This is a genomic window from Shewanella oncorhynchi, from assembly GCF_030848765.1.
Lineage (GTDB): Bacteria > Pseudomonadota > Gammaproteobacteria > Enterobacterales > Shewanellaceae > Shewanella > Shewanella oncorhynchi.
On record NZ_CP132914.1, the window covers coordinates 4,235,260 to 4,251,637 of the forward strand.

The 16,378-nt window shown below is 48.6% G+C and carries 11 protein-coding genes; 4 read left to right on the top strand and 7 right to left on the bottom strand.

Features of this window, described 5'->3' with window-relative positions:
• Window positions 1–24: 24 nt before the first annotated feature.
• The 4 genes from RA178_RS18825 to RA178_RS18840 form a co-directional block, all read right to left on the bottom strand.
• Window positions 25–678 (bottom strand): hypothetical protein, encoded by a 654-nt coding sequence (locus RA178_RS18825; protein ID WP_006080105.1) that lies wholly within the window; start codon window positions 676–678, stop codon window positions 25–27.
• A 112-nt stretch (window positions 679–790) separates the two neighbouring features.
• Window positions 791–4,465, bottom strand: a complete 3,675-nt coding sequence (locus tag RA178_RS18830) for an ATP-binding protein (RefSeq protein ID WP_306683323.1) — start codon at window positions 4,463–4,465, stop codon at window positions 791–793.
• Between the two features lie 359 nt (window positions 4,466–4,824).
• On the bottom strand, window positions 4,825–5,445 hold the full coding sequence (locus tag RA178_RS18835) for a response regulator transcription factor (RefSeq protein WP_306683325.1): 621 nt from the start codon (window positions 5,443–5,445) through the stop codon (window positions 4,825–4,827).
• Window positions 5,445–7,457 (bottom strand): sensor histidine kinase, encoded by a 2,013-nt coding sequence (locus RA178_RS18840; RefSeq protein WP_306683327.1) that lies wholly within the window; start codon window positions 7,455–7,457, stop codon window positions 5,445–5,447. Before RA178_RS18840 ends, RA178_RS18835 begins: the two co-directional genes overlap by 1 nt.
• Before the next feature lie 281 nt (window positions 7,458–7,738).
• Between RA178_RS18840 and dsrO the strand changes: the two genes are divergently transcribed.
• The 4 genes from dsrO (at window position 7,739) to RA178_RS18860 (ending at window position 14,344) form a co-directional block, all read left to right on the top strand.
• Window positions 7,739–8,521, top strand: coding sequence for a sulfate reduction electron transfer complex DsrMKJOP subunit DsrO (gene dsrO / locus RA178_RS18845; protein ID WP_011790755.1), 783 nt, complete (start codon window positions 7,739–7,741; stop codon window positions 8,519–8,521).
• Complete coding sequence (nrfD, locus tag RA178_RS18850; RefSeq protein WP_306683329.1) at window positions 8,511–9,593, top strand: NrfD/PsrC family molybdoenzyme membrane anchor subunit; 1,083 nt, start codon at window positions 8,511–8,513, stop codon at window positions 9,591–9,593. Before dsrO ends, nrfD begins: the two co-directional genes overlap by 11 nt.
• Before the next feature lie 35 nt (window positions 9,594–9,628).
• Entirely contained in the window at window positions 9,629–12,736 is a 3,108-nt protein-coding gene (locus tag RA178_RS18855) for a tetrathionate reductase subunit A (protein ID WP_306683330.1), read from the top strand.
• A 303-nt stretch (window positions 12,737–13,039) separates the two neighbouring features.
• On the top strand, window positions 13,040–14,344 hold the full coding sequence (locus RA178_RS18860) for a methyl-accepting chemotaxis protein (protein WP_131525487.1): 1,305 nt from the start codon (window positions 13,040–13,042) through the stop codon (window positions 14,342–14,344).
• Between the two features lie 83 nt (window positions 14,345–14,427).
• On the opposite strand, the gene RA178_RS18865 is transcribed toward RA178_RS18860, so the two are convergent.
• The 3 genes from RA178_RS18865 to RA178_RS18875 all read right to left on the bottom strand — a co-directional run bounded on the left by RA178_RS18865 (window position 14,428) and on the right by RA178_RS18875 (window position 16,339).
• Window positions 14,428–15,129 (bottom strand): DUF3581 domain-containing protein, encoded by a 702-nt coding sequence (locus tag RA178_RS18865; RefSeq protein ID WP_131525486.1) that lies wholly within the window; start codon window positions 15,127–15,129, stop codon window positions 14,428–14,430.
• Between the two features lie 424 nt (window positions 15,130–15,553).
• Entirely contained in the window at window positions 15,554–15,784 is a 231-nt protein-coding gene (locus tag RA178_RS18870; protein WP_219253244.1) for a hypothetical protein, read from the bottom strand.
• A 159-nt stretch (window positions 15,785–15,943) separates the two neighbouring features.
• Window positions 15,944–16,339 carry a DUF2391 family protein gene (locus RA178_RS18875; protein ID WP_105250257.1) on the bottom strand — a complete coding sequence of 132 codons (396 nt, stop codon included), beginning with the start codon at window positions 16,337–16,339 and terminating at the stop codon, window positions 15,944–15,946.
• Window positions 16,340–16,378 lie beyond the last annotated feature (39 nt).

A 16,378-nucleotide genomic window follows, 5' to 3' on the forward strand; every position in this document is an offset into this window, starting at 1 on the left:
TACCTAGGGTTAACAGTGCCAACATTATATCAAGTCCCGCTGGGTCGCCGTTTCTGCCTGCGCTTCTAGGCTTAAACCTTCGGTTTCATCGATAAAACGAATAACTTCATACAGATAATCCAGCTTGCCCGTGGCGATATAGATTTGCTTCTCCGCATTGGGTCGTACTAAATAGCCGAGTTCGACTAAGCGTTTGAAGACTAATTTGATTTGCGCATCGCTGTTGGTACTGGTCGAGCCAAATAGACGATATTGGCTGAGTTTGGCTAACTGCTCACGAAACGCTGGCGTGTCTTCGATGCGGCTTTGCAGCTCGGTTAAACGCACGGGCGCACCTTCGCTCAGCGGCGCATCTTGGCCACTGGCTTCTTGCACTAATACCAACCATTCCACCAGCGGGATCAATGCCTGACAGATATCTTTAAACTGCGATGAAATCACTTTGCGTTCGCTATCGCCGAGCTGCAAATAACCGCAGAAGAACACATCACCTTCAGCGGCAGACGCCACGGTACGATTGATTTGATTGAGATAGGCCTCGACCCGCTCGCGGGTACTGCTATTTTTAAGGGCGCGCCAGCCTTCTTCATTAGTGGTGCGGCAAATAAACTCGCCCTTGAGTAACAGCTCAATCAAAGCGCCAGTGCCAACTAATACGGTTTGGGTTGCATCACTCATTAGATGGCCTCCTTCGACAAACGCTTATTCAACATGTCGGCAATTGCGCTTTTCACGTTAGCCTTAGGTTTTACCACCTGCAACATCTTGGTTTGTTTTAATTCAAGCATGATTAGATGGCCTCCTTCGACAAACGCTTATTCAACATGTCGGCAATTGGGTTGACCTTAGGTTTTACCACCTGCAACTTCTTAGTTTGTTTGTTGATAATGTAACGGTTGGCGAACAAGTTCAGCACCTCGGACTCTGGGTTCGGGAAGGCGCCCAGCACACAAATATTGTTGTTTTCGCAGGCGTCAAAAATCTTCTTCACGTTGGTATGGTGCAAAGTGCCCAACTCATCAATTGGCCAGTGAATGGTCACATCGGCGCGGCCACGCAGCAAGCGCGTGAATGCCAACAGGAACTTACACAAAATCAGATACGCCATACCATGGCTTGAGGATTCGTTAAGCTGTCTGTCGGTGCGGATAATCAGATCGCTGTTACCTTCTTTAAGGCGCAACTCGATTTCCAGCAACTTAGAGATGCCCCCCGTTAACGCGGCGCGGCCGATAATATCCAAGGCGCGGCGCATGCTGTTGGTGTAATCCTCATCGGGCAAGCCATTAAAGCCATCGGCTTTCCAATGTTTAAAGGCTTTGACGAACTGTTCAAGCTCAGGCCAGAACTCTAACTCACTGATGCGCGAACGAATACGTACAGCCGATTCAGACACGCCATCGAGGAATAACTCTTCGCCCACTTCGCGGGTAATACGCGCACTTTGGGAGGCAATGCGGCGGTCGATATCGGCTAACACATCGTAGAAAGCGGTTAAGTCGACGCCGAAAATCCGCCCCTGCTCACGCAGCGCAGTAATCGATTGCGGCACGATCACGTTCAGCAATTGCTCAAGCTGTGGCACTAACTTACGGTAATCCAGCAGACGAATGCCTTTGTCGTTGATAAAGCTCGATTCTTCGCGGGCACGCTCCCAGGTTTCCGCAAGGCCAGAACCTGACTTGCTGGCGATCACTGAGTCGAAATGCTCTACATATTGCTTCACCGAACCCATCAGGTAATCGCGTTTTAGCAGCAAATCCTCACCTTGCCGCAGACGCTCGCCTAGGCTGCCTTGGGCTTCTTCGTTATTGGTCGGTAACTTAAGCTCGGCGAGTTTACGCATTACGGCACGTAACTTAGTTAAGTTTTCAGAAGCTTCAACCTGCGCCGCATCGGACACTTTACGCTCGGTTTCAAGTTGTTGACGACGGGCCTTAACATCCTGAGTTTTCGCCTTAAGCTGTTGATCGATTTCCGATACCGCGCGCTTCACATCGCTAAGCTGAGTTTGCAGTTTAGGTTTGCGCGCAAGCCAAGTGTGTTGATACCAATCGTCAAAGCGCAGTACGTCGCTGCGACGCTGCTCGGCGCGGCTGATTTTGGTTTCTAACTCACGAATTTGTTGCTTGAGTTTGAGGATATTATCCTCATCCACACCGCGGGATTTAAGCTCGTTTTTGTACCAAGTCTCGCAGGCTTTCTGCTCGATTTTGGCGCTTTCGCGGCGTCCTTCAATAGTCGCTTTAATTTGGCCGAGTTGGTTGTCGAGCGCGCCGATGACTTCCTGCCAATAGGCATTCTTTTCCATGCGCGCTTCGAGCGCTTGCTCTTTTTGATCTTCGAGCCAGAGTTCGTGCTGATGTTTAAGTTGTTTTAGCTCACCATCGAGTTGAGTCAGTCTTTGTCCCGCATGGGCTTTGCGCTCGCTCAATGCTTTGTTGATTTTCTCTTGCTCGCTGCGCTTTTCATCAAATAGGCGACGCAGATCGTCACGGCTATTTTTGTACGCCGTGCGGGCAAAGGTCAGTTCACGGCTGAGATTATCCAACTCGCCATTAATGGCCACCAGCTGAGATTCGGCCTCGGCCTGCATTTCTTGGGCACTAGTGTGGGCTTCTTCGGCTTTGCTTAACCGAATACGCAGCTCTTGTTCGGAGGCGGCATATTCAGGCACATCGATCGCTTTAAGATCTAAATGCACGCCAAAGAAAGCTTCGCTCGATTCAGTCACTAAGCTTGGATGTAAATCAGTGCGATGCAGTAGTTCAGGCGCGATCACTTTCCCTAAACTTTGCTCCCAGCCTTGGGATTCTTTACGCAGAAACTCCAATAGGGTGTGGGATTGCGGGAACAGCATGTGGTGCAGTTCATCCAGCGCAGTTTGACGCTCATTCACCCTTAAGGTGGCGATACGCAAGGCTTCGTTGGCTTGGTCACGTTTGGCTCTGAGCTTGCGCTCATCACTGCTTAAGCGCTCAACCTTGGCATTGCAGCTTTCTTGTTCTTCGTCGGCACGATGAATACGTTCGTCGAAAATCGCGAGACTCAGCTTTTCTTCTTCGGTGTAAGTCACACCATCGACACGTAATTTAAGTTCGGCGGCAGTGAGTTTGAATTGGTATTCCTGCTCGCTAAAGCTAGCCTTGCCCGCATCCATTTGGTTGCGCCATTGCAGCTCTAGGGCGTCAATATCGGTGCGCGCCACTTCACGTTGTTTATCGCGGGCTTCACGCTGCTTGTCTTGGTCGGCATGCAAACCTTCTAGCTCGCGGTTTAACTGCTCACCAATCTTACTGCGACGGGCATTGTAGGCCGCCTCGATATCTTGGTGCTTCTCGGTTTGCAGCTTATGGCGTTCACTTAAGTTTTCAACATCGGTGCGCCAATTCGGCAGCATCTCAAGATCGGCCTTAGCTTGCTCTATGTTGGCATCTAAAAAGGCGCTGTGCTGATCTTCAATGGCATCGAGTTCATACTCGCACTTGGCCACATCGCCCTTGGCAGCCGATAAATCGAGGTTGAGCTCATCGCGCTGCTCTTTCCATTCATCATCGAGCAATCTGAGTTTTAAATTCAGCTCTTTAGATAAGGTTTGCTGAATATCTTGGCGATCGGCTTCTAAGGTTTCATCGTTACGATAACCACGGGACAAGCTTGATAAGCGCAGTTCGGCGCTGAGCAATTGGTTAAATTCTTGCTCGAGTTTTTCAAACTCAGGGCGAATGACTTCAAACCCTTGGATAAGTTGGCTTTCACGGATCCACGCTTCAACGCGCTGCGGATTTAAGCGAGAGCTGGGCGGATTAACCCCGTCTTCCTCCAAAATAGCGGCGATCATGGATTTGACCGTCTCCATCTTACCTTCTTTGGAGTGCACCGCTTTGGCGAGTTTTTCGATGTGGCGCAGGGAATGCTCGCCCTCACACAGGGCAAATTGGCGCGCATAGCCGCGCAGTTCGCTGCGGTTGCTGCCCGTGCTTAATAGGGTGCGATCGTTTTGGATAATGGCGCGATATTCGCGGGTGTTGAGCAAGTTAGTGGTGGCGATGCCGGCACGTTTTAAATCACGGCCTAATTCCGCCATGGTATGGCACAGAATAATGTCGCCGTTTTGCGATTTAATATAATCGCTTAGCTCAAAACCTTTGGCGATAAAGCGATAGTTAACGCCCTTGCCATCGCCCGCCGAGGCCAGCACGGCTTGGTACAGTAACCCATCGGCTTTTTGATATTCGTAAATGATGTAGCTTGAATCGTGTGGCAAGTACCAACGCTCGAAACTGTCGCGGGTCGAAGGCACCACGCGGCTTGGGTATTCGCCATAAAAAACAGGGACTAGACGTTGTAATGTCGTCTTACCCGAGGCGTTAGTACCACAAATGTTGGTATGGCCATTGAGGGCGAGTTCCACAACGCCCGGAAGGTGCGTATCAATCAGCACAATACGAATCAAGCTTGCCATTTCATTCCTTATGCAAACGGGAGAGTCTTATCTAAGCTGCAGAAGCCTTCTACAGGACAAAGAGAAAACAATCCAAGAGGGCCACAGACCTTAAAAAGCACTGTAAAAAGTGATTTTAAAATCATGACCTAAAAATAGTGCCCCTAAAATAAGGCAATCGCGGTGTATTGGCAATTAAGCGGCGCTGCACTAATGCCATGGCTCACAATCTTTACGCCCAGAATTGGGCCCAGAACTAAGCTCTTCTTTAAGCCCAGAACTAAGCTACTAGCAAAGCCAATACTAACCGCCAATGATACGACAACTTAGCCAAAATAGGCGGCTAACAAAGCGGCAATTAGCGCAGTAAAAGGTAAATTTTAGCGGTTATCTTCAAGGCGCAGGCGATCAGCGATCCGGCTATAAATCAGCATCATTTCCGCCAGCGATCCCACTTGCATGCCTTTCATCAAATTGGCGCGGTGGATCTCGACCGTGCGCATGGCAATACAGAGGCTATCGGCAATCTCTTGGTTCTTCAGGCCTTGGGCAATCAGGTTGAGTATCTCCCGCTCCCTTGGTGTGAGCGCTTGATACGTCTCAAGATACTGATTGTCTTGATAATGCGTTTTAGCATGTTCCAACGCTTTGACGACCGCTTCGGCTAACTTAGCGCCATCGGCGGGCTTTTGGAAAAAATCCACCGCACCGAGTTTGAGCGCTTCTACTGCCATAGGCACATCGCCATGGCCGGTCAAATAAATCACCGCTAACGGACTATTTTTGGCGACTAATTCAAGATGCAACTGCGGGCCGCTCAAGCCCAGCATACGCACATCGACCAGCGCACAACCCGGCAGGGTTAAGTCTACGGCGGTAAAAAAGGCTTCGGCGCTATCAAAGTCGGTGATCTTGAGGCCATAGCTTTCGAGCATAAAACGCAAAGAACGACGCACTGAGTCATCGTCATCGATTAAATACACAGGTAACGCAAGACTCATTAAAGTGCTCCATTAGGTTCAGGTTTACGCGGTATAGCCACCTGCGCTTGGCAACCGCCACCCATAGCGCTTTCTAGGCTAAACGTCCCGCCATGGCTCTCGGCAATATCGCGGCAAATCACTAAGCCTAAACCTAATCCCTCTGATTTAGTGGAATAAAAGGCTTGCATCAGCAGGCTGGCGGCTTCGGTTAAACCCGTGCCATTATCCGTGACTGTCAGCAAGAGTGTGCGTTCTTGGTAGCGAAGATCGATATCGATCGTCGGCGCATAGGGCTTTTGCGTGATGATCTGTTCTGTGCCACTGGGTTCAAGTTCCAGCCGCTGAACACAGGCATCGGCGGCGTTTTTCAGCAGGTTAAGCAACAACTGCTGCATGCCGACTTCATCGAGGGACTGTAAATAGGGCTCGCCGCTCACGTTTACGGCAAGATTGATTTGATGTTGTTCAAACTCATAGGCGAGTAGCGGCACAGTCTCATTGACCAGCTCATGCAAGTACAAAGGTTGTTTTGATACGGGCCGTTTCTTCAACAGATTGCGTAAACGGCTGATAATGCTGTCGGCCCGTGTAACTTCCTGCTGGATCAGCGCCAATACAGATTGCAACTCCTCAGGGCTCGTCCCCCGCTGTAATCGCACTTCGGCGCCATGACAATAATGGCCAATCGCCGCCAAAGGTTGATTGAGTTCATGGGAGAGACTCGCGCCAAGCTCGCCCGCGATAGCAATACGCTGTGCATGTTCCAGTAACGCACGGTTTTCATTGAGCTGACGCTGAGTGTTAATCAACTCACGGCCGCGGCGACTAAAGCGGTATTCAAGCCAAAAATGATACACATTGAGTAAAACCAAAATCCCCAAAACAAGCCAAGCCCATTGTTGATGTAACTTGATCCACTGCCACGCCCTTTGCCACCATGGTGCCTGCAAAGGATGCATATCGAGATCTTTAAGCAGTTGATCGATCGCAAGCTGACTCACGGCCGTGGTCCAGCCCGCAGAATCAGCAGACTTAGCGGCGAGATGATCTTCGGGCAGCGCCAGCAAAGCTTGAGTCACACTTTTAGCCAGAGACTGGGAGGCGTGATTGGTCTTTGCCATAGACCAGTTGGGATAAAGGTGAGTCGAGACTTGGCAATTAAATCCCGCAGGCGCTTGATTATCGAGCACTCGATAATGGGCGATGTTAATAAGGCCTTCCGTTTGCATCTGCTCAAGCTGACACACGGGCACGACCGCAGCATCTAACTGTTGATGTCGCTCTGTGGAATTTTTTCGGTTATCTAACTGATAAATCAAGTTATCTAGCGGGAACCCCAGCGGAATGATCTCTCCCACAAAACGAGGTAAATCTATACCCTTTAGCTGCGCTTCGTACACTAAGGTCAAGTAACCACCAAAGGCATTTTTCGATACGATCCCGAGTCGACGTCCCTTAAGATCACTTAAGGTGTGATAGGGTGAATCGGCGCGCACCACCAGCGCCGAGCCCACTTGCATTGCCGCGCCATTATTTAACGGACTGCGCAGGGTCGCCAACCAAGTGAGGGAATATTGCCGCGCCAGCAACACGGATTGCCCTGGGTTGGTGATCACAAAATCGAGCCCTTGGGTTTCAACGCCCTTGGCTAACTCATCGAGGGTGAGAGGATGTAACCTAAAGTAACTGTTGGGAATTTGGGTTTCGAGCCACCCCATCAAAGGTTGCCAGCGGTTGATGGTTGCCTTATAACCGCGGATGGCTAACACGCCAACATCGACCACTTGATAACTGGGCTCTTCGATAGCAACTTGAGCAACAACCTCAGGGTCAGTTAATCCCGAATGCGCACTTTGATTCAGTGGCTCCGCAGCAAACACCTTAACTGAAGCCAGCAAGCATAGGAATAACACTGCGTTCCTTGGCTTTTTTCTCGGTATTGCCACGGAATGTGGAGTGCTTAGAATCGATAACGGACACTTGACCGATACAGCGAAGCGAAACACAGTTTTCATCATCCTCAATAACATGAAGTGCAATCCTTTATCCCCAGTCACTCAAACTAAAATCAAGTCCAACTCAAGCTAAGAAAAGGCCAAACTCAAGTAACAAAAAATAAAACCCTAGCATTTTGAAGGCTATTCTAACGGATATTTGTTGCGCTAGATCAAGTCCACACCCGATATGTGGAAAACCACTATAGTTATGCCGCCTCCCCTTTTACAGAATGCCTGTAAACCTCGCCATAAACCTTAACTCTAGGTCTATGAGCCAGTTTATTCGCCATCTGCAAGTAGTGAAGGAAATCTGTATGGACAAGAGTAAACGTCAGTTTCTCGGCAAAATGGCCAGCGTCAGTGTTGGCGCCGCACTCATCCCTGTCGTGCAAGTGTATGCACAGGATGATAAGCGCAGCCCTCAAATGCACAGTGCCAGCGAAGGCCAAGTGGGTAAACGTTACGGTATGGTGATCGATCTACGCCGCTGTGTGGGCTGCCAAGCCTGTACCGTCGCTTGCACTATCGAGAATCAACCGCCCCTCGGGCAATTTCGCACCACAGTGCAGCAGTATGAAGTCTCGCAGCAGGAAGATACCACTCCGCCTGCGTTTTTAATGCTACCAAGACTTTGTAATCACTGCGAAAACCCGCCCTGCATCCCAGTTTGTCCTACGGGCGCGACCTTCCAGCGCAAGGACGGCATAGTGGTCGTCAATAATGAATGGTGTGTTGGCTGTGGCTATTGCGTACAAGCCTGCCCCTATGATGCGCGCTTTATCAACCACGACACCAATACCGCCGACAAATGTACCTTCTGCGCCCATAGGTTAGATGCAGGATTACTGCCTGCCTGTGTCGAAACCTGCGTAGGAGAAGCCCGTGTGATTGGCGATCTGAATAATCCCAACAGCCAGATAAGCCAACTGCTTGCCGCCAACAAAACCGATATCAAGGTGCTCAAACCGACGGCCAACACTGCGCCACGGGTGTTCTACATCGGCATGAGCAGCGCTTTTGAGGACAAGATTAGCGGCCAAGCCCCCGTTAGAACCTTACTTACCGATACTGGCGAGGAGATCCACCATGGTCATTAAAGAAATCTTTACCCCAGATATCGCCATTACTTGGCTACCTTGGGCAGTGCAATACTTTTTTATGATGGGGCTCGCCTACGCCAGCGTATGGGTAGCGACAATACATTTGTTTAGCCAACCCAAACCCGATGACAGATTGCTGAAGCTCTGCGCCTGTTTAATGTTAACCGCAGGCATAGTCGCTCCTATCGCCTTACTCGCCGATTTACACCAACCGCTGCGGGCTTGGCATTTTTATGCGCAAGTTCGCCCTGATTCTTGGATGTGGTATGGCGCCTTTTTACTGCCCGTATTCTCGGGCACCAGCGCAGTATTTGCTTGGCTGCTACTGCGTCAATATCTGCCTAAGCACACCACGAATCAAGACTCAGATTGGGTGAATAAAATAGGCCAATTACTGAGATTCGGTGATTGGAACAGTGACAAATTCATCAAGCCGATCGCACTGTTCACGGCCCTGAGTGCCTGCAGTATCGCCCTCTACACTGGCATGGAAACCATGGCTATTAAGGCGCGGCCACTGTGGCATACCTATTGGCTTCCACCTTTGATGGCAATGAGTGCCCTGCTCGCCGCCTGCGGCACTTTGGTGGTACTGAATCGACTATTAAAGGGCTACCAACAGCGCACCCAAGACAGCCTATTACTCTGGGTAAGAGCGAGTTTTGGTCTATTCGCCCTATGCCTTATCGGCTGGGCGTTATTCGATAAGGGCTCGGCCCCTGAAGCCGCATTATTGCTTGAAACCAGCCCAAGCTGGCAACTGGCCGCGATTTGGGTGCTAATCACACTCGCCGTGCTGGCATTAATGCTCGCCATTCGTCACTTACCCAATGCGGCAATGATCGTCGTCAGCCTCACGGCCATTCACCTTGCGTGGGGATTTCGCTGGATAGTGTTAATTCAAGCGCAAACCGATCCTAAATACGGCGCGGGGACTTATCTCTATCAACTGCCTTGGGGACCTGAAGGGCTATTAGGCATAGCTGGTACCTTCGGCCTTTGGTTAGCATTAATGGCGCTGGTCTCCGAACTTATTCGCCACACGCCTGCGGCAAAACTTGCTCGCTGAGCACCCAATTAGTTTACAGAATTAAGGAGTCCATCATGGATAAGAGTAAACGTCGTTTTATCAAAGGGGCCGCTGTAACGGGTGGTGTGGGATTATTTGCCGCGGGTTATAGCCATACATTAGCGCAAATAGGTAAAGGTGTCGTCAATGGTACCTCAGGAAAACCAACCCAAGATCCGCTGCACGGCAATTCCTTAGTACCTGAATACAAAGTCGATTTACAGTCAGGCCAGTTAATCAGCAATGACGATCAACGCATCGCCAATACTATGTGCTTAGGTTGCTGGACCAAATGCGGCGTGCGCGCTCGTATCGATCAAAAAACCGATAAAATCATCCGTATCAGCGGTAATCCTTATCATCCGTTGTCATCGCGGGAACATATCGATTTCGATACGCCAATCAAAACCGCCTTTGTTGGGCTTAGCGCCTTTCAAGAACAGGGTCTGCAAGGACGTTCCACCGCCTGCGCCCGCGGTAATGCCATGCTAGAACAATTAGATAGCCCACACCGCGTTACCCAATGTCTTAAACGCGTGGGTAAGCGCGGCAGCGGCCAATGGCAGAGCATTAGCTTTGAGCAATTGCTGAATGAAGTCGTCGAAGGTGGTGATTTATTTGGTGAGGGCCAAGTCGAAGGGCTAAGAGGGATTCGTGATATCGCCACGCCGCTCGACGCCAATAATCCAGAATACGGCCCTAAAGCTAATCAGTTACTGGTCTCAAACGCATCAGATGAAGGCCGCGATGCCATTATCAAACGCTTCACCTTCAACAGCTTTGGCACCCGAAACTTTGCCAACCACGGCGCTTACTGTGGATTTACCTACCGCGCCGGAGCAGGCGCCTTATTGGATGATTTGAAAAAATACGCCCACTTGAAACCCGATTGGGACCATAGCGAATTTTTACTCTTTATCGGCACTTCACCGCAGCAATCGGGCAATCCCTTTAAACGCCAAGCAAGACAATTGGCTAACGCGCGGGTGAATAACACTAATTTCAGTTATGTGGTGGTGTCGCCCATGCTGCCCAATACTTCGAATCAACCTTGTGCGGGCAACAACACTTGGCTGCCGATCCGCCCCGCCACCGACTCGGCACTCGCTATGGGCATGTTGCGCTGGATTATCGATAACCAGCGCTATGCCGCCGATTTTTTGAGTGCGCCCAATGTCGATGCCGCAAAAGCATCAGGTTACCGTGGCTTCAGTAACGCAGGTTTCTTGATCGTCAGCGAACCTCCCCATCCAAGATATGGCCAATATCTCTTTGCCAGCGATCTTGGCTTACCTTTCGACGGCAAAGCCTATGGCGAGCAAGACTCGCAGTTGGTTGTCGATGCCGCGAGTGGCAAGATAGTTTTGGCTAGCCAAAGTCAGAAAGCTAAGCTCGACGTTGACCAAAGCGTCGACACACCTAAGGGAATGATTGCGGTTAAATCTAGCTTCCAGCTATTAAGCGAAGCGGCGCAGAGCTTCGAGATGGCACACTATGCCAAGGAGTGCGATATCAGCGAGGCGCAAATTATCGCCCTCGCGGATAAATTTACCAGCCATGGCACTAAGGCTGCGGTGATCTCCCACGGCGGTACAATGAGCGCTAATGGTTTTTATAGCGCGTGGGCAATCATGATGCTCAACGCCATGATAGGTAACATCAATTTAAAAGGTGGCGCATTAGCTTCCGGCGGTTCCTTTCCCGCCTTTGGTAAAGGCCCAAGGTATAATCTGCAGGAGTTTGACGGCATGGTCGAGCCTAAGGGCGTATTCCTATCGCGATCTAAATTCCCCTACGAGAAAACCTCAGAGTATCGCCGTAAAGTCGAAGCGGGCGAATCGCCTTATCCTGCAAAGGAGCCTTGGTTTCCGATTTCATCACCCTTGCTTGGCGAACATTTAACCGCAGCGGTGCACGGTTATCCCTATCGACTCAAAGCATGGATTAACCACATGGGCAATCCGATTTATGGTCAAGCGGGCCTAGGTGAAGCCATTGGTGAACAACTGAAAGATCCCAAAGTGCTGCCACTGTTTATCAGTATCGACAGCTTTATTAACGAAACCTCGGCGCTATCGGATTATATCGTGCCCGACACATTAACTTACGAGTCATGGGGTTGGAGCCCTTCGTGGCATGGGACTCTGACGAAGGAAACGACAGGTCGCTGGCCGATTGTCGAACCAAGGGTCACAAAGATGGCCAGTGGTGATGTGGTGTGCATGGAGTCTTTCTTAAGCCAAGTGGCGATGAAACTGCAACTACCCGGCTTTGGCGAAAATGCCGTTAAGGCCGCCGATGGCAGCTTACATCCGTTAACGCGCGCAGCGGATTACTCACTCTATGGCGCCGCCAATGTAGCCTATTTGGGTAAAGCCGTCGCCGATATTAACGCTGAGGACATGTATCTTAGCAGTGTGAGTCGTATCCAAAGTGAGCTCAACGCCAGACTCAAGCCAGATGAAGTCAAAAAAGTCAGCTACTTATTTGCCCGCGGCGGCCGCTTTGAAAATATGAGCGGTGCACGGGATGAAGTGGGGAATCCAACCAAGGTTTGGCCAAAACCTATGATGCTGTGGAATCCCGAAGTGGGCAGTCGCCGTAACAGTCTCACAGGGGAATTTATGAGTGGCTGCCCACGCTTATATCAACCCGCCTTAGCCAATGGCACACCGCTCGATAAGGCGTTTAATAAATCACAATGGCCTTTGCTGATCAGTAGTTACAAATCCCACACCATGAGCTCTATGAGTATTGGCTCGGATCGTTTGCGCCAAGTGCACCCTAATAATCCGGTGCGCCTGAACGAAAAAACCGCCACTCGCCTTGGGATCAGCACAGGTGACACGGTCAAGATCAGCACGCCCAACGGCAGTGTAATCGCCTTAGTGGAATGTGTTGCCGGAGTGCACCCTGACTGTATCGCTATCGAACACGGTTATGGTCATAAGGAACTCGGCGCGCGGGACGTAGTGATCGACAACCTTAAAATCGCCGCCAATCCGCTGATCCGAGTCGGCATCAATATGAACGACTTGAATCTGTTTGATCCGAGTCGCCACGGCCGCTACCCGCTGGTGGATTGGGCAAGTGGCGCTTCGGCCAGACAAGGGCTGCCAGCTAAGATTGAAAAACTAAGCTAACCGCCGAGCATAGATGACACTTAAGAAGCTGCCCTTTGGCAGCTTTTTCTTTAGCGTTAATTCAATCTGATTAAGTCTAATCGCATCATTAATGCTTTCTAGCTATGCCTATTCGCGAATAAACCGAGGAATAGTGATCTTTTTTACTCAATTTAGGTATATAGATCCCGATCACGCGTTTCATAGAAATAAACCACATATTAAAATCACAGCTATATTTATCAGTATATCTAGCTCGAAATATCGAGCTTTCAATAAAGAACTGCAGTTTTTGAGTCAGTTAGACTCATCAGGAGTATCTCAGTGTTCAACTCTTCATTACGTAAAAGCCTAGAAGTGAGCGAAAGTAAACGCCAAGAGGCGGAGTCGATCATCGACTCGATTAAGCACAGTATTGCCACAGTAGAATTTACGCCTGATGGTTTAATTCTCGATGCTAATGCGTTGTTTTTAAAAACGGTAGGTTATTCACTTAATGAAGTCGTAGGCCAACATCACAAGCTATTTTGCTCGGCGGCTTATGGTAATTCTGCTACCTACCAGCAATTTTGGAGTAATCTAAAAGCAGGTCATCCACAGGAAGGCAATTTTGCACGAGTGAATAAAAATGGCCAAGAGATCTGGCTTAGAGCCACTTACTTCCCTATAAAACAGGCAGGTAAAGTCGTTAAAATAATGAAAACAGCCGTTGATATCACCCAAGATAAGCACCAACTTGACGACCAAGCGGCCATTTTTAATGCCTTGAATCGCTCGCAAGCCATTATTGAATTCACTACCGATGGCACGATTTTGAAAGCCAATACTAACTTCTTAAAGACAATGGGATTTAGCAAAGAGCAGATTATTGGTAAACACCATCGTATTTTCTGTTTTGATGAGTTTTATCGACAAAATCCACACTTTTGGGACGATCTAAAGCAAGGTCGATATAGCAGCGGTCTCTTTGAACGTAAAAATGCTTATGGCGATTCGATTTGGTTAGAAGCAGCATACAATCCTATTATGGATGAGCAAGGTAAAGTGGTTAAAGTGATTAAATTTGCGAGCGATATCAGCAAGCGGATCGAGCAAAGCCACGCTGTACGTGAAGCCGCCAATATTGCACTGACCACGTCACAACGTACCGTCGAGCAAGCAGAACAAGGCGTACATTTACTCAATGCGACTGTAAATACCTCTAATGCTATTGCCGAGCAAACCCATAAAGCGACCTTGGCGATAACTCAACTCAATGAACAATCTCAAAGTATTCAAGCGATAGTCGCAACCATTAGTTCGATTGCCGATCAAACTAATTTACTAGCATTAAATGCCGCAATTGAGGCCGCACGAGCGGGGGAACAAGGCCGAGGTTTTGCCGTTGTCGCCGATGAAGTGAGGCAGCTTGCTTCCAGAACCAGTAAATCAACCAGTGAGATTGCCGCCGTCGTCACTAAAAATACACAACTCACCACAAGTGCAACTAGCATGATGAACGAAGTTGAAGGTATTGCACTGGAAGGAAAACAACAGTTAGCGGAGGTAACATTAGTGATGGGAGAAATACGTAGCGGCGCGGAAAACGTCTCAGCAATCGTGTCGCAGCTATCAGTCAATAACAATTAATTGCTAGCATTTAATCGCGCTATCAAGGATTGCATGGCGCTTTATCTAAAAGACAAAACGCCAACCTATTGCTTTTACGTCAATCAATAATCAGTTTTACGACCTTCATAGGTGGCGCGCATTTGCTGTACAAGAACCTCATCGTAAGCACGTAATCCACTCATCACTAAGGTTTTGATACCTGTGCCAACTAAAGTGTCGCCACTGTGTAATTCAAAGTGCAATGTCACATCGCCACGTTTACCATCGATTTTTAAATCTTGGCCAACGAGGGATAAGGTCACTTGCACAAAATCGAGGGTGGTTAAGTCAAACGACATACTTTCGTAAATCACTAAAGGCCGTTCTGGGTTGATCATCACTTGATGTTGTTTCATCAAAGGGATCAGAATATCGATAAAATTATGCCCAGAGAAAGCAACATATTGACGAATAAAGGATTCGGTCTGCGCATCGCAACAACTCACATCGCCATGACGGCTGACATTAAGATAGGTTTTTTCACGACTATCGCGAATCGAAAAACTCTCGCTCACTTGTTCAGGGAATTGCAGTTCGACGCTATCACCCACCATACCCGCAAAGCTAAACTTCATGCTCTGGCTCAAACCATATTGAGTCAATACTAGGGCAAACAGTAAATCTCCCGGTACGCAAAAGCGTTTTGCCCCCACATCGTGGATAGGATTAAAGTCCTGCGCAATTTTCTTCGCGAAGTCACTGGCTTGTTGTGCTGAAACGGAAATAGCTTGATTTTGCTTAGAAAAATAAGGCGCTAGAAACATATAAACTCTATTTGTAATAACTCAATACAGGGATGGATAACAAAATTATCACGAGTCTACCTTAAAATAGGTATTTAACTCACCCGATGACTTGACCCACGTAAGGCGTACAAAGTAACACCCTGCCCACATTTGTAAAGCCAAACAAATGACAGGGGTATCAGGATCTGTTGACGTTTCAGGTTTATTCTGCAGATATTAGGCGGAATTTTATGCAAGATAGAGCCTGTATGGCGAGATGACGCGACATATAACAGCCGATAATGCCGCAGAAATGTTAGCTAAATAAGGCCGTTTTCATCACTCGTGACTCATTTAAAATAACTCAACATCATTTTTCATTTGGCGAGCAATACCTTGTCAGAACAAATAACATCTAAAACGTAAGTATTGCCTAGCCACCGATAAGCCAAGGAATAAATCGTTAAACCTTTTTAAATTCACGCTTTAACTGAAAACCATCGTCAGTGGCTAACTGCTCTAGCACTTCGATACGCTGACGAAGGATGGCTAACTCGGTCTGCAAAGCTTGGTTTTCGGCCACTTGCTCACGAGTCGACACACCTTGTTTGTTGCGGATTTTCATTATAGCGACCACATATCCGCCAACAATTGCGAGTATTGGGATAAGTAAAGCGAGGGCACCAGTGTTCATAGTCATTTCCTTTATCTATTGGCGTTATCGTTATCAAGCTCAAAATTTAGGTCTGCTTATGACGCTTAATCAATGTCAAAGTCAGAACATGGAAATAAGTATGCGCAAGACAACCGCAATCAACCAGTGACAAAAGTCATGAGATTTAGCGAAACAGTGTCATTCTTTATCAAAACTATCCACAACAATAGCGCCCATAGAGGCTGGCATAGTGATCACTATGATCCGTTTTATAGAGGTTAGTGGATCCTCAAAAAATGGCACTTTATCGAGGCAAAGCAGCACGAGGAAAACCACGAGGGCAGTGAGCAAATACGCCACCACGATACGAAAAATAAACACAGGAACGCGGGAAGCAATATTCTGTTGGAACACGCTGTGATAGGTGAATACCCCAAGAAAGAGCAGCGATAAACTAAAAAGCATACCGATATTCAATAAAGGTAAAGTCTCACCGAGATGCCACGCTTCCTCAGAAAATGCAACGGGAACCGCAAGGGCAAAAGCCCCTACGCAAACTTGGCTCGCATCTTCGGTGTTAAAACTAAATTTCATGCTGATCGCTCCCTAATCTTCCAATCTATTTGATTAGTC